The organism is Lentzea sp. HUAS TT2, from assembly GCF_051853195.1.
GTDB lineage: Bacteria > Actinomycetota > Actinomycetes > Mycobacteriales > Pseudonocardiaceae > Lentzea.
In genome coordinates, this window is record NZ_CP196667.1 from 5,496,434 (window position 1) to 5,514,689 (window position 18,256).

General features: G+C 69.3%; 21 protein-coding genes. 13 read left to right on the forward strand and 8 right to left on the reverse strand.

Annotation, left to right across the window (positions count from 1 at the left end; all coding sequences use genetic code 11):
* The first annotated feature begins 1 nt into the window (after position 1).
* Entirely contained in the window at positions 2–553 is a 552-nt protein-coding gene (locus ACSHWB_RS27415; protein ID WP_439656157.1) for a chorismate mutase, read from the forward strand.
* On the opposite strand, the gene ACSHWB_RS27420 is transcribed toward ACSHWB_RS27415, so the two are convergent.
* Positions 550–918, reverse strand: coding sequence for an STAS domain-containing protein (locus ACSHWB_RS27420; protein WP_439656158.1), 369 nt, complete (start codon positions 916–918; stop codon positions 550–552). The genes ACSHWB_RS27415 and ACSHWB_RS27420 overlap by 4 nt on opposite strands.
* Between ACSHWB_RS27420 and ACSHWB_RS27425 the strand changes: the two genes are divergently transcribed.
* From ACSHWB_RS27425 to ACSHWB_RS27440, 4 genes are all read left to right on the forward strand, one after another.
* On the forward strand, positions 917–1,966 hold the full coding sequence (locus ACSHWB_RS27425; RefSeq protein WP_439656159.1) for a glycosyltransferase: 1,050 nt from the start codon (positions 917–919) through the stop codon (positions 1,964–1,966). The genes ACSHWB_RS27420 and ACSHWB_RS27425 overlap by 2 nt on opposite strands.
* A 120-nt stretch (positions 1,967–2,086) precedes the next feature.
* Positions 2,087–3,757 (forward strand): peroxidase family protein, encoded by a 1,671-nt coding sequence (locus ACSHWB_RS27430; protein ID WP_439656160.1) that lies wholly within the window; start codon positions 2,087–2,089, stop codon positions 3,755–3,757.
* Between the two features lie 160 nt (positions 3,758–3,917).
* Positions 3,918–4,277 (forward strand): hypothetical protein, encoded by a 360-nt coding sequence (locus ACSHWB_RS27435; protein ID WP_439656161.1) that lies wholly within the window; start codon positions 3,918–3,920, stop codon positions 4,275–4,277.
* Positions 4,278–4,335: 58 nt separating this feature from the next.
* A complete protein-coding gene (locus ACSHWB_RS27440; protein WP_439656162.1) occupies positions 4,336–5,565 on the forward strand; it encodes an MFS transporter in 1,230 nt (409 codons plus the stop codon).
* Between the two features lies 1 nt (position 5,566).
* On the opposite strand, the gene ACSHWB_RS27445 is transcribed toward ACSHWB_RS27440, so the two are convergent.
* Genes ACSHWB_RS27445 through ACSHWB_RS27460 form a run of 4 tightly spaced genes read right to left on the reverse strand, consistent with a single transcriptional unit; the run spans position 5,567 to position 7,582 of the window.
* Positions 5,567–6,157: a nitrile hydratase subunit alpha gene (locus ACSHWB_RS27445; protein ID WP_439656163.1), complete on the reverse strand. Its 591-nt coding sequence runs from the start codon at positions 6,155–6,157 to the stop codon at positions 5,567–5,569.
* Entirely contained in the window at positions 6,150–6,416 is a 267-nt protein-coding gene (locus tag ACSHWB_RS27450) for an SH3-like domain-containing protein (protein ID WP_439656164.1), read from the reverse strand. Before ACSHWB_RS27450 ends, ACSHWB_RS27445 begins: the two co-directional genes overlap by 8 nt.
* Entirely contained in the window at positions 6,409–6,660 is a 252-nt protein-coding gene (locus tag ACSHWB_RS27455) for a hypothetical protein (RefSeq protein ID WP_439656165.1), read from the reverse strand. The genes ACSHWB_RS27450 and ACSHWB_RS27455 overlap by 8 nt, the downstream gene beginning before the upstream one ends.
* A gap of 1 nt (position 6,661) precedes the next feature.
* Positions 6,662–7,582, reverse strand: a complete 921-nt coding sequence (locus ACSHWB_RS27460; protein ID WP_439656166.1) for a TIGR01777 family oxidoreductase — start codon at positions 7,580–7,582, stop codon at positions 6,662–6,664.
* A 107-nt stretch (positions 7,583–7,689) separates the two neighbouring features.
* Between ACSHWB_RS27460 and ACSHWB_RS27465 the strand changes: the two genes are divergently transcribed.
* The 8 genes from ACSHWB_RS27465 to ACSHWB_RS27500 all read left to right on the forward strand — a co-directional run bounded on the left by ACSHWB_RS27465 (position 7,690) and on the right by ACSHWB_RS27500 (position 16,043).
* Positions 7,690–8,718 carry a substrate-binding domain-containing protein gene (locus ACSHWB_RS27465; protein WP_439656167.1) on the forward strand — a complete coding sequence of 343 codons (1,029 nt, stop codon included), beginning with the start codon at positions 7,690–7,692 and terminating at the stop codon, positions 8,716–8,718.
* Positions 8,719–8,751: 33 nt separating this feature from the next.
* Entirely contained in the window at positions 8,752–10,050 is a 1,299-nt protein-coding gene (locus tag ACSHWB_RS27470) for an ABC transporter substrate-binding protein (protein WP_439656168.1), read from the forward strand.
* Entirely contained in the window at positions 10,047–10,922 is an 876-nt protein-coding gene (locus tag ACSHWB_RS27475) for a carbohydrate ABC transporter permease (RefSeq protein ID WP_439656169.1), read from the forward strand. Before ACSHWB_RS27470 ends, ACSHWB_RS27475 begins: the two co-directional genes overlap by 4 nt.
* Entirely contained in the window at positions 10,922–11,749 is an 828-nt protein-coding gene (locus tag ACSHWB_RS27480) for a carbohydrate ABC transporter permease (protein ID WP_439656170.1), read from the forward strand. Before ACSHWB_RS27475 ends, ACSHWB_RS27480 begins: the two co-directional genes overlap by 1 nt.
* Positions 11,746–12,696 carry a hydroxyacid dehydrogenase gene (locus ACSHWB_RS27485; protein WP_439656171.1) on the forward strand — a complete coding sequence of 317 codons (951 nt, stop codon included), beginning with the start codon at positions 11,746–11,748 and terminating at the stop codon, positions 12,694–12,696. Before ACSHWB_RS27480 ends, ACSHWB_RS27485 begins: the two co-directional genes overlap by 4 nt.
* 46 nt (positions 12,697–12,742) lie before the next feature.
* On the forward strand, positions 12,743–14,455 hold the full coding sequence (locus tag ACSHWB_RS27490; RefSeq protein WP_439656172.1) for a DUF2264 domain-containing protein: 1,713 nt from the start codon (positions 12,743–12,745) through the stop codon (positions 14,453–14,455).
* Between the two features lie 38 nt (positions 14,456–14,493).
* The gene (locus tag ACSHWB_RS27495) at positions 14,494–14,976 is read left to right on the forward strand and encodes a hypothetical protein (protein ID WP_439656173.1); all 483 of its coding nucleotides are present in this window, start codon (positions 14,494–14,496) and stop codon (positions 14,974–14,976) included.
* A gap of 287 nt (positions 14,977–15,263) precedes the next feature.
* Positions 15,264–16,043, forward strand: coding sequence for a transposase family protein (locus tag ACSHWB_RS27500; RefSeq protein WP_439656174.1), 780 nt, complete (start codon positions 15,264–15,266; stop codon positions 16,041–16,043).
* A 123-nt stretch (positions 16,044–16,166) separates the two neighbouring features.
* Here ACSHWB_RS27500 and ACSHWB_RS27505 read toward each other — a convergent pair whose 3' ends face one another.
* From ACSHWB_RS27505 to ACSHWB_RS27515, 3 genes are all read right to left on the reverse strand, one after another.
* Positions 16,167–16,547 carry a class I SAM-dependent methyltransferase gene (locus ACSHWB_RS27505; RefSeq protein ID WP_439656175.1) on the reverse strand — a complete coding sequence of 127 codons (381 nt, stop codon included), beginning with the start codon at positions 16,545–16,547 and terminating at the stop codon, positions 16,167–16,169.
* Between the two features lie 62 nt (positions 16,548–16,609).
* Positions 16,610–17,017: a VOC family protein gene (locus ACSHWB_RS27510; protein WP_439656176.1), complete on the reverse strand. Its 408-nt coding sequence runs from the start codon at positions 17,015–17,017 to the stop codon at positions 16,610–16,612.
* A 66-nt stretch (positions 17,018–17,083) separates the two neighbouring features.
* Positions 17,084–18,229 (reverse strand): acyl-CoA dehydrogenase family protein, encoded by a 1,146-nt coding sequence (locus ACSHWB_RS27515; protein ID WP_439656177.1) that lies wholly within the window; start codon positions 18,227–18,229, stop codon positions 17,084–17,086.
* Between the last annotated feature and the right edge of the window lie 27 nt (positions 18,230–18,256).

Sequence of the window (18,256 nt, forward strand, 5' to 3'; positions counted from 1 at the left end):
CATGGCACTCTCGGAGATCATGAGGCTCCTGGCGGTCGCACTCACCCTCGCCGCGTCACTCACCCCCGTCGGCCCGCTCGGTGAGCTCACCGGTCTCGCCGTGCAGCGCGTCCAGGTCGCGGACCTGGTGGCGGCGGCCAAGTTCGGGACGACACAACCGATCGACGACCCCGCGCGCGAACAGCAGGTGCTCGACGGCGTGCGCGCCAAGGCGGTGGAGCTGCGGCTCGACCCGGAGAACGCGGCTCGTTTCTTCCGCGCGCAGATCGAGGCGAACAAGCTCGTGCAGCGCGGTCTCTACGCGCGCTGGACCGCGCACCCGGAGGAGGTCCCGCAGCACAGGCCGGATCTCGCCACCGAGGTCCGTCCGATCCTCGACCGGCTCACGACCGGCATCCTGGCCGAGCTCAAGGACACCGAACGGCTCCGCCACCCGTCGCTGCGGTGCGAGATCCACGCGACCATCGCGGAACGGTCCGCGGTGGTGCTGCACCGCCTCGACCGGCTGCACGAGGACGCGCTGGCCGAGGCGATGGGTACGGTCTGCTCCTAGGCCTCCACTGTGGACTGAAGGCCGAGCATTCTGCCCAGGCCCGAGAGTTCGAGCACCCGTGTCACCTGCTCGGACGCGGCGGCGAGCTTCAGGCCGCCCGCCGCGGCCGAGGCGCGTGCGTGGCCGCGCACCAACGCGCTCACCCCGCTGGAGTCGCAGAACCTGACGCCCGTCAGGTCCAGCACGACGTAGCGGTGGCCCTGGTCGAGGAGCCGGTCCAGCCGGGCGAGGAGTCGTTCCGCGCCGGGACCAGCGAGTTCACCGGTGACGGTGACGAGGGTGGAGGCAGGCGACGATTCGGTCACCGTGACTTCGAGCATTTCGCAGCTGTACCCGGTGGTGCGCGCCGCGAAACTGTTTCGCATGCGCGTTCTGCTGACCTCGTTGCCCCTCCGCTCCCACCTGGTGCCGGCGGTGGTGCCGCTCGCGCGGGCGTTGCGGGAGCAGGGGCACGAGGCCGTGATCGCGACCGGCCCTGCCATGGCGCACCTGGACCACACGGTCGTGATGCCGGACATCCCGGCGCCGTCGGACTTCGGGCCACCGCCGTCGTGGGTGCCGGAACGCGACGGCGTGCTGAAGGTGCCGCTCTGGTCCAGCGAGCTCGTGGTCGCGTCCGCCGCCAACATCCTCGACTTCGCCCGCACCTGGCGTCCTGACGTCGTCCTGCGCGAGACCAGCGAGTACGGCGGGCAGATCGCCGCCGAGGTGCTCGGTGTCCCGCACGCGCTGCTCGACATCGCCCCGTTCGCGCCGTTCGAGATCCCGCTGCTCGACGAGCTGATGGACAAGGTCCGCGCCAGGTTCGGGATCTGCGCGACCGGCCCGTTCCTCACCGCGGGCCTGACCCCGCCGGCCTGGCACCCGGCCCAGCAGCACTTCCGCGTGCCGATCGACCGGGGCGGGGACGGTGGCGAGGAGATCGTCGCGTCCTTCGGCGCCAACGCCCTGATGATGATGGCCGGGTCGGCGCTGCCGCACGTCGTCGTGGAGGCGCTCGGCGAGGTCGGCGCGCCGGCGGTCATCGCGATCGGCTCCGGCGAGTGGACCGGCCCGCGCCCGTCGAACGTCCGGCTCGAAGCCGAGATCCCGCAGCAACGGCTCCTCGGCACCGCGAAGGTCTTCGTGACGCACGGCGGCTACAGCGGTGTGCGGGAGGCGCTGACCGCGGGCGTGCCGATGGTCGCGCTGCCGTTGTTCGTCGACCAGCCGCGCAACGCCGACCGAATTCAAGATCTCGGAGTGGGCGTGCGAGTGGACGTGAAAGAACTGACCGCCGCCGTTCTGGCCGAACGGGTCCAGCACGTGCTGGACACGAGGGCATATCACGACGAGGCTGAGAAACTGGCCGCGCAGATGAATGATCTTCCGCTCTTCACGAATATTCCGGACCACCTCGTATCCGCTGTGTGACGACATTTTGGTTTTCCCCAAAAGCTTCGACGGAAATTTAGTCCGTCTGGAGACTGGCGGTGGGGCAGGTGCTTGTTGGGGAGAACAGGTCGCCTGTAAGAGGGGAAAACAGGGGGATATATGAAGAGGCATGTGCGCGACAGTTTCTTCGTCGTGGGCGAAGGTGTGCTGGAATTCGACGGCAAAGGTGAGGCCACCACGCGTCAGCCCTCCACGGCGGAGGAGTTGCGCAGGTTCCGGTTCTCGCGACTGGGACCGAAAGGGCCGCACACGGACGAGGAGACGCGGGTGGCCCTCGCGACCGCGATCACCGCGAACGTCCCGCAGCCCGACTCGGCGGACCCGGCCGTCCCGGCGGGGTTCACCTACCTCGGTCAGTTCGTCGACCACGACCTGACCATGGACCGCACCGAGTCGCAGCTCGGGCAGGACGTCAACCTCGACGAGCTCACCCAGGGCCGCTCGCCGGCGCTGGACCTCGACTCGGTCTACGGCCGCGGCCCGCGGGACAAGGACGACCAGGTCTTCTACGCGCAGGACGGCGTGAAGTTCAAGGTCGGCACCACGACGCCGGTGCCGTTCCCCGACGAGGGCACCAACGTGCCGTTCGAGGGCTTCGACCTGCCGCGCCGCGGTGGGACGGCCGGCACGGCGGCGGACCGCAGGCTGCCGCTGATCCCGGACGCCCGCAACGACGAGAACCTCGTGGTGGCGCAGACGCACCTCGCGTTCATCCGCTTCCACAACCGCGTGGTCGACGAGCTCGCGCTCACCGGCCTCACGGGGGAGCGGCTGTTCCGCGCCGCCAAGGAGCTCGTGGTCCGGCACTACCAGTGGATGCTCAGGACCGACCACCTGCCGCGGATCATCGACCCGGCGATCGTGGACGACGTCTTCACCAACGGCCGCAGGTTCTTCGAGGTGCCCGGCAGGTGCCGTGACCACTCGCCGACGATGCCGATCGAGTTCTCGGTCGCCTCGTACCGCTTCGGGCACAGCCAGGTCCGCGGCGCGTACCAGTGGAACCGCGTGTTCAACTCGGCCGGTCCCGGCGGCATCGCGACGCTGTTCGCGCTGTTCACCTTCACCGGCGTGAGCGGCAACTTCGATCCCAGCTCCGGCACACCGGCCGATCTCGACGACGTGAACCGGGGCCCGATCTTCACGTTGCCCAGCAACTGGATCGCGGACTTCCGGCGGCTCTACGACTTCACCGAGGCCGACCGGGACGACCTGGTGCCGCCCGCGGAGTCCGGTGGCGGCAACGTCACCAAGCGGATCGACACGCTGCTGGTCGACCCGCTCACGCAGCTGCCGGCCGGCACGTTCGGCGGCCGCGGCACGCAGTTCCGGGAGATCGAGCGCAACCTCGCGTTCCGGAACCTGACCAGGGCCTCGATGATGGAGCTCGCCACCGGCCAGCAGATCGCCGAGCTGTTCGGGGTCGAGCCGCTCACCGCCGAGCAGATCCTGGTGGGCAACGGCGGCGCGGTCGTCGAGGGCCTCTCGGAGGAGCAGAAGGCGCAGCTCGTCGCCGCCACCCCGTTGTGGTTCTACGTCCTGCGCGAGGCCGAGGTCGGCAACGGGCTGATGGGCCCCGTCGGCGGACGGATCACCGCGGAGGTCTTCCACCGGGCGATCGAAGGCAGCCGGATCTCGATCGTGCGCTCGCCGTACTGGCGGCCCACGCTCGGCCCGGACTCCAGCACGTTCCGCATGGTCGACCTGCTGCTGTTCGCGTTCGAGGGCAAGGCCGACCTGCTGAACCCGCTGGGGGACCCCGTCAGCTGATCTTCCTCGCGTCTCCTGTCTGGCCGGGTGGTGGCAGTCAGACAGGAGAGGGAGATCGATGTCGAGTCCAGAAACCACGCGCCGCGAAAGCACAGAGGAGCGCCTGACTCGTTTTGCGCGAGAGTCCGGAATTCCGTTGCTGCGCATTGGGCTGGGGGTCGTGTACCTCTGGTTCGGCGTGCTGAAGCTCTTTCCCGGTGGCAGCCCTGCCCAGGATCTCGTCGAACGCACGGTGTCCGCGCTGACGTTCGGGATCGTCCACGGGGATTTGGCCAGACTGAGTGCCGCGATCACCGAGATCGGGATCGCATTGGTTCTGCTGAGCCTCCGCGCACCACGACTGTGCGCGGTCCTGCTGATCGGTCATGTCGTGCTGGTGTCGACACCGCTGGTGTTGTTCGCCGGTGAGATGTGGTCCGGTCCGCTGCAGGCGTCCTTCGAAGCGCAGTACATCCTGAAGAACCTGGTGACCGTCGCCGCCGCGGTGGTCATCGCCTCATCGCACCCGAGGGTGCGATGACCGGGAGCCGCTCGATCCCCAGGGTCGGGCGGCTCCCGCCGTTGTACGGTCCTATTACATGGGGGATATTTTCGCGCCGTTGGCGCATCCGGCTTTTCGCTGGCTTTTCGCAGGCCGTTTCACGACGGTCATCGGCAACTCGATGGCACCGATCGCGCTGGCGTTCGCGGTCCTCGACCTGACCTCGTCGGTCACCTCGCTGGGCATCGTCGTCGCCGCGCGGTCCGTGACGAACGTGGTGTTCCTGCTGTGGGGCGGGGTGGTGGCGGACCGGCTGCCGCGCCAGCTCGTGCTCGCCGGGTCGTGCGTGGTCAGCTTCGTCAGCCAGGCCCTGATCGCGGCGCTCGTGCTGACCGGGACCGTGTCGATGCCGTGGTTCATTGTGCTGTCCGCGGTCAACGGCATGTCGAGCGCGTTCGCGTTCCCGGCCTCCGCTGCGCTGCTGCCGCAGACCGTGCCCGCCGACCTGCGCCAGGGCGCCAACGCGTTGCTGCGCCTGGGACTGAACTCGGGCAACATCGGCGGCGCGGCACTGGGCGGCCTGCTGATCGCGTTCACCGGTCCCGGCTGGGGCCTCGCCGTGGACGCGCTCTCGTTCGCGCTGGCCGGCGTGTTCTTCGCGTTCGTGCGGGTGCCCGCCGCCCGTGCCGCCGCCGAGCACAAGCCGTCGGTGTTCTCCGAGCTGAGGGTGGGCTGGACGGAGTTCGCGTCACGGCAATGGGTCTGGGTCGTGGTCCTGGCCTTCACGTTCTTCAACGCGGCGTTCGCGGGCGGCGTGATGATCCTCGGTCCCGTGCTGGCCGACACGACGTTCGGCCGCGAGGTGTGGGGCCTGGTGCTGGCCTCGGAGACCGCGGGCATGGTCGCCGGTGCCTTCGTCGCGATGCGGGTCAAGGCACGCCGCCTGCTGCTCGTCGGGGTGGCGAGCGTGGGGACGTCCGTGTTCCTGCCGCTGGTGATGGTCCTGCATCCCGTGCCCTGGGCGCTCCTGCTCGCCGCGTTCGTGTGCGGGCTGGGCATCGAGCAGTTCGGTGTGGCGTGGGAGACGTCGTTGCAGCACCACATCCCCGAGGACAGGCTCGCGCGGGTCTACTCCTACGACATGCTCGGGTCGTTCGTGGCGATCCCGCTGGCGCAGCTCGCGATCGGGCCGCTGGCGCACGCGTTCGGGACGTCGGGCGCGCTGCTCGGGTGTGCCGCGATCTACCTGCTCGCGACGGTGGGGATGCTCGTGTCCCGGTCGGTGCGGACGGTGGAGAACGTGCCGGTGGTTCACCCCGTGCGCTGACCTACAGGGCTGCCGTGCCGATCAACCCGTTGCGCGTCACCTTCGCCGCCAGGTCGGCCTCGGACAGGTCGCCGGTGTTCGCCGGCCGGCGCGGCAGCACCATGTACCGCGACTCGGCGTTCGCGTCCCACACCCGGATCTCGGTGTCGTCCTGCAGCGTGAGCCCGAACTGCTCCAGCACCTCGCGCGGGTGGCTGACCACCTTCGAGCGGTAGGCCGTGCTCTTGTACCAGGTCGGCGACGGCCCGAGCAGCGCGATCGGGTAGCAGCTGCAGAGCGTGCACACGACCACGTTGTGCACGCTCTCGGTGTTCTCCACGACGTGCAGCACCTGCGGTTGCAGGCCGCCGCCCATGGACAGGCCGATCTCGGGCAGCGCCGCGTTCGCATCCTCGAGGAGCTTCGCGCGGAAGTCGTCGTCGACCCACGCGCGTGCCACGACCCGGAACCCGTTGGCGGGCTTGGCCCTGTGGGTGAAGGCCTCGAGCGCTCTGTCCAGTTCGGACGCGTCGATCAGGCCCTTCTCCTCCAGAACCGCCTCGAAGTCGCGGACCTGGGCGGCGATCAGGGTGTCGTCGTGGTCGTCACTCATCGCTCAGGTACTCCTCCCAGAGGGACAGGGTGACGCTGTGGTCGCCCTGCCCGAACAGCTCCCGCGCGGTGAACTCCACGAGGTAGACCTGTTGCGGCCGCTCGACTCCGCGCGCCCGCAGGTCGGCGAGCGGGTGCACGCCGTCGAAGCCGACGACCGTGCCCGCGCGCCCGCGTGCGTAGTGAGGCAGCCGGGTGTGGTGGTCGGGGTCCATTGTGGACGTCCGCACGCGGTCGCCCGTCCGGTACGGCTCAGGCATGGCCCTTCTCCCGCACCAGAGTCTGGATCGCCCTGAACCAGTTCTCGTAGTACCCCGACTCGTGCGACATCGTCCGTTCGACGGCGTCGCGGAACTCGTCCAGGTTGTAGACCCCGCGGCCGATCAGCGCGCGGTTCATCGCGAAGACGTGCGCCTCCCAGTCGTGGTGGAACGGCGGCTCGTCGAGCTCCTCCTCGATCGGGCCGAACCCGTCCTGCCCGCCGACGTCGTTGATCCTCGGCATCTCACCTCCTGCGCTCAGCCAGATTCTGCGCCGCCTCCCGCCACCGGGGGAAGTGGAACGCGAATCCGGCCTGCTGGAGCCTGCCCGGCACGACCCGGCGGCTCTTGAGCAGCAGCTCGGTGTCGGTGCGCAGCGCGAACGCGCCGAGCCCCGCCATCCAGCGCGTCGCGGGCAGCCCCACCGGCACCTTCCAGGCGCCGCGGAGCTCGCGCATGAACTCCCCCTGCGGCACCGGGTTCGGCGCCGCGAGGTTGACAGCGCCCGCGATCGGTTCCCTGATCAGCAGCGCGACCGCCCGCACGAAGTCGTCGTCGTGGATCCACGAGACGTACTGGCGCCCGCCCGCGACCGGTCCGCCCAGCCCGAGCCGCGCCAGCCACGACAGGTAGTCGAAGACGCCGCCCCTGTCCGGGCTCATCACCATCGCCGCGCGCAACGCGACCTTGCGCGTGCCCGGCGTGTCCGCCTCGTCGAGCTCGGCCTCCCAGCGCTTGGCGATCTCGACGCTGTACGCCCAGTACCCCGGCACGTCCGGCTCGCGCCCGCCGATGACCCCGGTCTCCTCGTCGTTGGCCGCGTCGAACCGGTGCGCGTAGATCGTCGCCGTGCTCATCTGCAGCCACACCGCGGGCGGGTTGTCCGCCTTCGCGATGGCCTCACCGACGACCCGCGCGGAGTCCACCCGCGAACGCATCATCTGCTGCAGGTTCTCCGCCGTGTAGCGGCAGCTCACGCTCCGCCCGGCCAGGTTGATCACGACGTCGGCCCCGTCGATCTCGTCGGCCCACCTGCCCAGCGAGTGGCCGTCCCAGCGCACGCCCGCGCTGCGGCTGATGATCACCACCTCGTGGCCCGCCGCCCTGAGCGCGCGGGTCAGCACGCCGCCGACCTGCCCCGTACCGCCTGGAATCACGATCTTCATCTCGGTGCCCCCTCGCGGCCGAAGCTAGCCCCCGCTCGCTGAGAGGTGTTTCAGCGAACGCCCGGCTATGCTCGCGGCAAAACGCTCAAACGAACAGGCGGTCGGTCATGCGTGAGTCCAGCGAGGCACGGCGGCAGCGGATCCTGGCCGTCACGGCGTCGCGGGGCACGGTCAAGGTGAGCGATCTGGCAGAGGAGCTGGACGTCTCGATCGTCACGATCCGCCGTGACGTCGAGGAGCTCGCGCGGCTCGGCAAGCTGCGCCGCGGGCACGGCGTCGCTCGTTCGCTCACCCCGGTCGAGCAGCCGGCGCCGAAACAGGCCACGAACGGCGCGATCGCGCTGGTCGTGCCAGAGCGCCACACGTACCTGTACGAGACGATGAACGGCGCCCGCAAAGCGCTCGAAGAAGCGGGCATGCGGGTTGTCTTGCACATCGCGCCGCAGGTCAGGGGTGCGGAACGGCCCATCGTCGAGAAGGCGCTGACCGAGTCCGTGCAGGGGCTGCTGATGGCGCCGCGCTGGCGCACGTTCGAGGAGGAGGCCGAGGACGACTGGCTCGCGGACACGGGCGTGCCGACCGTCCTCATGGAACGCCGCCCGAGCGGGGGCCTGCGGGCGATGAACTCCGTGTGCTCGGACCACTGGTACGGCATGCATCTGGCCGTGAAGCACCTGACCGACCTCGGACATCGCCGGATCGTGCTGGCCGCCCGCGACGACAGTCCGACGGCGCGGGTGCTGCGCAGGGCGTTCCAGGAGATCTCGGCGGACCTGGAGGACGCGGTCACGGTGCTGAGTTCGCCGGACACCGGGCTGGTGGACGTGCTGCGCGCGCATCGGGCCACGGCGGCGGTGCTGCACGGCGACGAGGACGCGTTGATGCTGGTCCAGCAGATGATGCACGCCGGTCTCGAGGTGCCGCGGATGTGCTCGGTCGTGTCGTACGACGACGTGGTCGCATCGTTGGGCAGCATCCCGCTCACGGCCGTCGCCCCGCCGAAGACCGAGGTCGGCCGGGTGGCCGCCGAGCTGTTGCTCAGGAAGCTGAAAGGCGAGGTCACGGCCACCGCGAGGGTCGAGCTGCTGCCCCAGTTGAAGATCCGCTCATCGACTGAGCGTTTGACCGTTTCTTGACGTAAAACCGATCAGGCGATCAGGATGCGATCCATGCGCCTGAGTCGTCGCACACTTCTCGCGGCGGGTCTCACGGCACCATTGGCGGCCTGCTCCACTCCGCAACGCCGCGGTGCCGGAGGTCCGGTAGAGATCACGTTCTGGTCGGCCCTGCGAGGTAGTCAGCAGGTCGTCGACGCGTTCAACTCCTCGCAGAACCGCATCAGGGTGGTCTTCCAGCAGATCCCCTCCGGTGGGCAGGGCGGCTATGCCAAGCTCAGCAACGCGGCTCGTGCGGGCAACGCACCGGACATCGCCACGATCGAGTACCCGCAGGTCCCGGGGTTCGCGATCGACGGGGTGGCCCGTGACATCACCGACCTCGTGACCGATCGCGTGAAGCAGAAGCTGCTGCCGCAGGCGCTCAAGCTCACGACCTTCGACAACCGCGTCTTCAGCGTCCCGCTCGACATCGAGCCGATGGTCCTGCACTACCGCGCGGACCTGTTCCAGGCCAACGGTTTCGAGATCCCGACGACCTGGGACGAGTTCGCGGATCTCGCCCGCACCGTGCGGAGCAGGTTCCCGGACAAGAGGCTCACGCTGTTCCCCACGGACGGCGGCACGCAGTTCGCCTGCCACGCCTGGCAGGCCGGCGCGCAGTGGTTCGACACCAGCGGCGGCAGGTGGCGGGTGTCGATGACGGACGAACCCACGCGCAAGGTCGCGGGCTACTGGCAGGGGTTGATCGACGAGGACCTGGTGTTCCGCAACGCAGGCGACAGCAAGCAGCACGACGCCCAGATCGGCCAGGACCGCGTGATCACCAGGCTCAGCGGGGCCTGGGACGCCGGCGCGCAGATGCGGGCGAGGCCCGCGCAGAAGGGCAAGTGGCGCATCGCCGCCATGCCGGTCTGGGACCGGCAGGTCGTCGGCACGCACGGCGGTTCGACGTTCGCGGTCACCAAGGACTCCCGGGAGCCCGAGGCCGCGATGGAGTTCATCGAGTGGCAGTGCACCCACCCGGACGCGCTGACCGCCCGGTTGAAGAGCGGCACCAGCAGCCAGTACCCGGTCGCGCCCGGCCTGGTCGAGGCGGGCGCCAAGGCGTTCCCCGGCGAGTACTACGGCGGCCAGGACATCTACCGGCTCTTCGAGCAGGAGGCGAACAAGGTCCGCGACGGCTGGGTGTGGGGCCCGCGGATGACCGCCACCCTGAAGGTCATGCAGGACGGGTTCGCGAAGGCGGGAGCCGGTGAGGGCACGCTGATCGACGCGGTGCGGACGGCCCAGAGCGGCACGATGCCCGACCTCAAGGCCCTCGGTCTGTCCACTGAGGAGGGTGCGCGGTGAAGAGCAAGCTCGCGTGCGCCGTCCTGATGGCGCCGTTCTTCCTGCTGCTGGTCACGGTCTTCCTCATCCCGACGGGGACGGCCGTCTGGCTCAGCTTCTTCGCCGCCGACCAGCCGGGACTGGGTTTCGGCCCGGAGAGCACGGTGTTCGTCGGCCTGCGCAGCTACGTCGCCGTGCTCAGCGACCCGACGTTCCTCAACGGCCTGCTGACCGTGGTCCTGTACTGCCTGCTCTACATCCCGCTGATGGTCGTCGGCGCGCTCACGCTGGCGTTGCTGCTCGACTCCGGGGTCGCCAAGCTGCGCAGCTGGATGCAGATGGGTCTGTACCTGCCGCACGCGGTGCCGGGCATCATCGCGGCCCTGATCTGGCTCTACCTCTACACGCCGGGGCTGAGCCCGATCATCGACCTGTTCGCCAAGGCCGACATCCAGATCAACTTCCTCGGCATCAACACCGTGCTGCCGTCGATCGTGAACATCGCACTGTGGAGCAACCTCGGCTACAACATGGTGATCTTCTACGCCGCGTTGCAGGCCGTGCCGCGCGAGGTGCTGGAAGCGTCCGTCGTGGACGGTGCCGGTCCGGTCAAGCAGGCGCTGCGGATCAAGGCACCGCTGGTGCGCGGCGCGATCGTCACGGTCGGCATCTTCACGCTCATCTGGGCGCTGCAGCTGTTCACCGAACCCGTGCTGCTCAGCCAGTCCACACCGATGATCAGCGCCAGGTTCTCGCCGAGCATGTACATCTACGACGCCGCCTTCACCCGCAACAACTACGGCCTCGCCGCGGCCGCGTCCGTGATCCTGCTGGCCTTCACGGTCGCGCTGTCCTTCGGCGTCACCCGCTGGACGAACAGGAAGGCCGCCTGATGACCCTCCTCGGCCGGACCACGGTCAACGTGGTCATCGGCGTCTCGGTGCTCTACACCCTGCTGCCGGTGATGTGGCTGCTGCTCGCCGCCACCAAGAACGTCGACGCCCTGTTCAACAGCGACCTGTTCGGTGGCTTCTCGCTGGTGGAGAACGTCGAGAACCTGTTCGCGATGGACAAGGGCCTGTACGGGCGCTGGTACCTGAACAGCCTGCTGTACGCGGTGTTCGGGGCGGCGGTCAGCGCGTTCATCTCGATCGCCTCCGGGTACGCGTTCGACAAGTACTCCTTCCGCCACAAAGAGAAGCTCTTCGGGCTGGTGCTCGCGGCGGTCATGGTGCCGCAGACCGTGCTCGCGCTGCCGCTGTACCTGATGGCGTCCGGGGCGGGCCTGGTGAACACGTTCTGGGCGGTGTTCATCCCGGCGCTGTTCAACCCGTTCGGCGTCTACCTCGGCCGGATCTTCGCGCAGGGCTACGTCCCCGACGAGGTGCTGGAGGCCGCCCGCATCGACGGTGCCGGCGACCTCGCCACGTACTTCAAGGTCGCCTTCCGGATGCTCGGCCCCGGCATGGTGACGCTGTTCCTGTTCCAGCTCACCACGATCTGGAACAACTTCTTCCTGCCCATGGTGATGCTGTCCGACCAGAAGCTCTACCCCGTCAGCCTTGGCCTCTACCAGTGGAACAGTTCGGCCACGGTGTCTCCCGAGTACTACCCGGTGGTGATCATGGGATCTCTCTTCGCGGTGCTGCCGCTGATCCTCGCGTTCATGTTGCTGCAACGGTTCTGGAAGGCGGGCATGACCGCGGGAGCCGTCAAGTGAGGGCCGCGGGTGTGATGTCGGCGGAGGCCGCCGCCGCCGTTCTCGCGCCCGTGCTCCACGACCTGAAAGCGTTGTGCGACTTCGAGGGCGTGCACGAGGACTTCGCCGGGGTGCCCGACGTCGACCTGCTCGTCACGGGCTGGGGCTGCCCGCCGATCACCGCCGAGGTGCTCGACCGCCTGCCGAGCCTGAAGGCGATCGTGCACACCGCCGGTTCGGTGAAGGGCTTCGTCACCGACGCCTGCTGGGACCGCGGTGTCGCGGTGTCGTCGGCCGCGCAGGCCAACGCGCTGCCGGTCGCCGAGTACACCGTCGCGATGATCCTGCTCAGCGGCAAGCGCGTGCTCGAACGGGCCCGCGAATACCGCGAGACGAAGCAGATGTCGGTGTACGGGATCCCCGCGTCCGTCGGCAACTTCGGCGCGGTCGTCGGCGTCCTGTCCGCGTCGATGATCGGCCGGCGGGTGATCGAGCTGCTGGCACCCTACGATTTCGAGGTGCTGGTGCACGATCCGTTCGTGACCGAAGTGGACGGTGCCGAGTCCGTGAGCCTCACCGAGCTGTTCGAGCGCAGCGACGTCGTCAGCGTGCACACGCCGCTGCTGCCGGAGACCAGGGGTCTGGTGGGCCGCGACCTGCTGGGACGGCTGCGCGACGACGCCGTGCTGATCAACACCGCCCGCGGCGCCGTCCTCGACCAGGACGCCCTCGTCGCGGAGGTCGGGCGGATCCGGGCGGTGCTCGACGTGACCGATCCCGAGGTGCTGCCGGTGGACCACCCGCTGTGGCGGTCGGACAACGTGCTGATCACACCGCACCTGGCCGGTTCGCAGGGCAACGAGTGGGGCCGCCTCGGCCGGCACGCCGTGGACGAGGTCCGCCGGTGGGCCGCGGGGGAGCCGTTCGCGACGCCGGTGCCCGCGGATCGACGGGAGCGGATCGCGTGACGCCCGCCAAGAACCAGCTGTCGTTGGAGCGAAGGGAAAGCACGGCGTGAAGCTGCCAGACCCCGACCACGCGCTCAGTCCCCACACCGGCCTCACCCGCGCGCACTGGGTGGCCACCGCCGACGGCCTGCTCGCCGCCGCCTGGCGCCACGCGTCCCCCGACCAGGCCTTCCTCGACCTGCCCGGCCGCCCCTCGCGCAGCGGCGTCCGGTCGGACGGCCTGGAGGGGTACGCCCGCACGTTCCTCGCCGCCGCCTTCCGCACCGCGCACGGGGAGGACCCGAACAACCTGCTCGAGCGCTACGCGGCGGGGCTGGCGGCCGGCACGGCGGGGGAGTGGCCCGCGATCTTCGACGTCGGTCAGCCCATGGTCGAGTCGGCCTCGGTGGCGCTGGGCCTGCGCCTGACCAAGCCGTGGCTGTGGGACAAGCTGCCCGAGGGCGTGCAGGACCGCGCAGAGGCCTGGTTGCGGGAGGCGCTGCGGCACGTTCCGGCGGCCAACAACTGGTACTTCTTCCCGTACACCGTGGCCTCGTTCCTGGAGTCGGCCGGTCGCGGTGACGACGAGACCCGCCAGGCGAAAGCCCGTGCCGTGGAACTGCTCGAGGGCTGGTACGTCGGCGACGGCTGGTACTCCGACGGCGACGGCCGCGCGTTCGACCACTACAACGGCTGGGCGTTGCACCTCTACCCCGCACTGGACGCGCACCTGAACGGCCGCCCGGTCACCACGCACCTGCGCGAGCACTTGGAGAGCTTCCCGCTGCTGTTCGGCGCGGACGGCGCCCCGCTCTACTTCGGACGGTCGCTCACCTACCGGTTCGCCGCGGCGTCGGCCGTGGCGCTCGGCGCGGTCACGGGCGAGACACCGCTGAGCCCCGGCCGTTCCCGGCACCTCATCAGCAACGCGCTGAAGTACTTCCTCGACCGCGGCTCGCTCACCGACGGCCTGCTCAGCCTCGGCTGGCACGGCCCGCACGAGGCCAGCCTCCAGCCCTACTCCGGCCCGGCCTCGCCGTACTGGGCGTCCAAGGCGTTCGTCTGCCTGCTCGCCGGCCCCGATCATCCACTGTGGACAGCGCAGGAAGACGCCACGGACGAGGACCGCACACTCGCGTTGCCAGGACCGGGTTTCCTGATCCAGCGGCACAACGGCGTGACGCGGCTGCACAACCACGGCAGCGACCACGTCCGGCCGTTCGAGGGCGAGTACGCGACCGAGGACGACCCGCTCTACAGCCGCTTCGCCTACTCGACCAGCACCGGGCCGACCTCGAAGCACAACGTTCCCGACAACCACCTCAGCCTGGTCATCAGGGGCGACCGCAGCGTGCGCAGGCGGATTCACCCGCTGGGCGCGCGGGACAACTGGGCCGCGTCCTGGCACCGGCCGGTGTTCGACGCGAACCAGCCGACCGTGCCGGGCCTGCGGGTCGAGAGCGTCACGGCCGTCTGGGACGACCAGGAGCTGCGGATCCACCGCGTGATCGGCGCACCGCCCGGCACGAGAGCCGAACTCACCGGCTGGGCGACGGACCTGCCGTCGCCCCTGGTCGCGGTGCGGGGCTGGACCGGCGTGGGACGGCAGACCGCGCCGCAGGGCACGGCTTTCACCACCACGGCGAATCTCCCGACGCTGACCGCGGACGTCGAGGGCACCGTGACGCTCGCGGCGGTGGCGGTGCTGAACGGCACGATCGCCGACGTGGACTGGAACGCCCGCGTGGACGAGATCCTCCGGCTGACCCTGGACGCGTGAACGGGGTAACGCGGCGGCGGCAGGCCCGATGAAGGGATGTGCGCATCACCCTTCTCGCCGCCGCCGCGTTCCTGCTCGCCGCCTGCACCTCCACGCCGGAGGCGGCGCCGTCGCAGGTGCCGCAGGTCCCCACCACCGTCGAGCAGCCGGCGGGCACCGGCCCGAACTGCGCGAACGCCAACTCGTCCGTCGTGGGCAAGGCGCTCAACCTGCGGTTGCAGGGCCAGCGGGAGAGCGTCGACAAGACCGTCACGACCTGCAACTACGTGGGCGCGGGCATGCCGGTCGAGGTGCGGTTCACGACGAACGCGACCGCCGCGACGTTCGCCAAGGGCAGGCCGGAGAAGGCCAAGGCCATCGAGGGCCTGTTCGACGAGGCCTACGAGAGCAGCGCGGGCGGGGCCGAGACCGCCCAGCACACGGTGGCCGCGCGCAAGGGCAAGACCCAGATCGAGGTCGTGTCCCCGGCCGGTGTGGAACCGTCGAAGAAGCTGATCACGGACCTGTTCGGCCGGATCTAGGCACCTGGCCAGCGGTCTTGTCCGAAACCTCGTGTCCTTGTCGGTGCCGAGGCGTCTGCAAGTACCACCAACTCTTGATCGAATCGCCGTCAACCACACCCAACCTGTTCGTCGTCCGACGAACAGGCGCCGTGTTCTCGGGCCCCTGTTGGTGGTGAGCCTTTTCCATCCTGATCTTGCTGGTCACAAGATCGGATCGGTGTAGCTCGACGGCCTTGAACATGGCGAAGCCCCTGGTAGCACTGGCATCACGACCAAGATCAACCGATGCCGACCAGGAGCTTCGTGTGTTGTTCTATCCGTCCGTGATCACGTTGTCCAATCGCACCCTGGACTACGTCGCACGCCTGATCCGCCGCCACCGCACCAGCATCGGGTCCCGCTGGCGCCGCCTGCCCAGCAACCGCCAGGCCCTGCTGGTGCTGGCGCATTTACGCAACGGCGACACCTACCAGCGCCTGGCCACCGGGTTCGGCATCGGCCTGGCCACCGCCTACCGCTACATCCGCGAGACCACCGACCTGCTCGCGGCACGAGCACCCAGCCTCACACACGCGGTCGCCCGGCTGGCCGGATCGTTCTCCAACTACGCGCTACTGGACGGCACCGTCATCCGCATCGACCGCGCCGGCGACCGTGAGCGCCTGAAAGCCTGCTACAGCGTCAAAACCCGCCACCACGGCATCACCGTGCAGGTCCTGACCGACCCCTACGGCCGGCTCGCCTGGGTCTCCGACGGACTCCCCGGCTCGGTCTACGACCTGACCGCCGCCCGCACCCACGGCATCCTCGACACCTGCCGTGACGCCGGGCTCCACCTCGTCGCCGACCGCGGCTACATCGGCGCCGGCGAGGGCGTTCATCTGCCCTACCGCCGCTACAAAAACGAGTTCACCCCAGGCAGACGCGCCGCCAACCGCGCACACTCCGCCATCCGCTGCCTCGTCGAACGCGGCATCGCCACCCTCAAGAACTGGCGCGTCCTCACCCGAGTCCGCGCCAGCCCCCACCGAGTCACCCACTACGCCCGCGCCATCCTCACCCTCGAACAACGCACCCGATCATGAAGATGGAAAAGGCTCGGTAGGAAAGTGCCTGTTGATGTTGAGTTGGTGGTACTTGCAGACGCCATCAGGGCCAGGCGCGGGGCCGCTGGGGCGAGTAACGGACACAACTTCCGGCAACAGGCGTTAGACGGGAACGTCGAAGTACGACAACACGCGTGCACCGGGCGCCAGCCACGGCTGCAGCAGCGCGTGCGCGCGGTCGGGATCGCGGTGGAACAGCCCGACCCGCACCGCGAACACCAGGTCGAACCGCCGGTCGCCGAGGTTCATGTCCTCCAGCGCCGCGATGAGGAACTCCGCCCTGCCCGACGCCACGTACGCGGCGTTGCGGCGGGTCGCGGCCTCGATCATCTTGGTGGAGCGGTCGATCGCGGTGAGGGTGCCCGTGGTCAGCAGCTGGCACACCATCGTGGCGGCCACGCCCTGACCGCAGCCGATCTCCAGCACCCGGTCACCCGGCCGGACGGCGAGTTGGTCGACCACACCTCGCAGACGCTCGCTCATGGTCCACATGATGCGTCAGCGCGGCGGGCGGGGCCACTCCCGCGGCCCCGCCAGAACGAAGATCAGCCCAGACCGCCCAGGTTGACCATCCAGCTGACGCCGTACTTGTCGACGAGGTCGCCGTACTCGTCGCCCCACATCTGCTTCTCCAGCGGGGTACCGACCTTGCCGCCCTCGGCGAGGGCGTTGAAGTAGTCGCGCAGCACCTCTTCGTCGCCCGACAGCGACACCGTGATGCTGGAGCCGGACTTGTACTCCATGCCGGGCGGCGTGTCGGCGGCCATGATCGTGTAGCCGAGCTCGGTCTCCAGCTGCGCGTGCATGATCTGGTCTGCCTGCGGCGTGTCCTGCATCCCGAACTCGCCGAAGGTGTTCATCTTCAGCTCGCCGCCGAAGACCGACTGGTAGAACTCCATCGCCTGGCGGGCTTGACCGTCGAAGCTGATGTACGGGTTGAGGCGAGTGGCCACCGGGATCGCTCCTTAGGAAGACGGATCCGAATCCTCGCAAACCCTTGGGACGCCTACAACTTGAAGCTATTCAGTAACGCCGGAGTCACCCTGTGCGACCTTGCCCGCGTACATGAGTGTGGCCTCGGGCGTGAGCGGGTGGAACGTTCCGGCGCGCACGTCGCGGTAGGCGCGCTCCAGCGGGGAACGCTTGAAGAACGACCGTCCACCCAGGACCTCCATCGCGAGGTCCACGACCTCGATGGCCTCCACGACGGCCTGGCGCTTGGCCAGCATCACGGTGACGGTCGACTCGGCGTTGGCCGTGTAGTCGTCGCCGAGCTCCTCGATCGAGCCCATCAGCGACCACCACGCGGTGCGCAGCTTGTAGTCCATCAGCCCGATCTGCCTGGTGGCGCTCTTGGACGTCGTCCGCACGGCCACGTCCCGCGCGCCCGACGCGATGCCGAAGTACGTCGCCCCGCACACCGGTGCGAAGTGGACGACCGCGGCGAACAGGGGAGCGCCGAACTCGCCGTACGGACGGCGTGCGGCGATCTTCTCGGCGGGGATGAACACGTCCTCCAGCACGACGTCGTGGCTGGCCGTGCCGCGCATGCCGAGCGTGTCCCACGTTTCCTCGATGCGCACGCCGTCGGCGTTCAACGGGGCGCTGAAGTGCAGCACCTCCTCACCGAGGACGGCGGACGTGGCCACGACGTTCGCGCGCGGTGACTGGCTGCAGAACGCCTTGCGGCCGTTCACCAGGAACCCGCCGTCCACCGCCGTCGCCGTCGTCGTCGGCCACAGCCAGTCCGAGCCGCCGCTGGTCGCGATGACCAGGCCTTCCGCGGCCACGCGCCGCAGCACGCCTTCCGCGTCCGGCGCGCCCTTGCGTCGGCGATACGCCTGCATCAGCGTCAGATACAGGTGCATCGTGACCGCGAGGGCGGTGGCGCCGTCGTGTCGCGCGAGCTCGGCCTGGGCGTAACAGACCTGGCGCATCGTGGCGCCGAGCCCGCCCAGTTCCTCGGGTACGGCCAACGCCAGGTAGCCCTCCTCACGCATGGCCTCGTACGCCTCGCTCACGAACGTGGCATCGCGGTCGTGCCCGGCCGCGTGGGCCGCCGCGATGGTGCCGATGCGGGCGGCCATCTCTGCGAACTTCGCGTCGCCGTCTCTGGTCACGGTGGGGAACGTGCTGGTCACGCGTGGTGTCTCAAGAGTTGTCATGCGACAAACGTAAGAACGCGCAAGCCC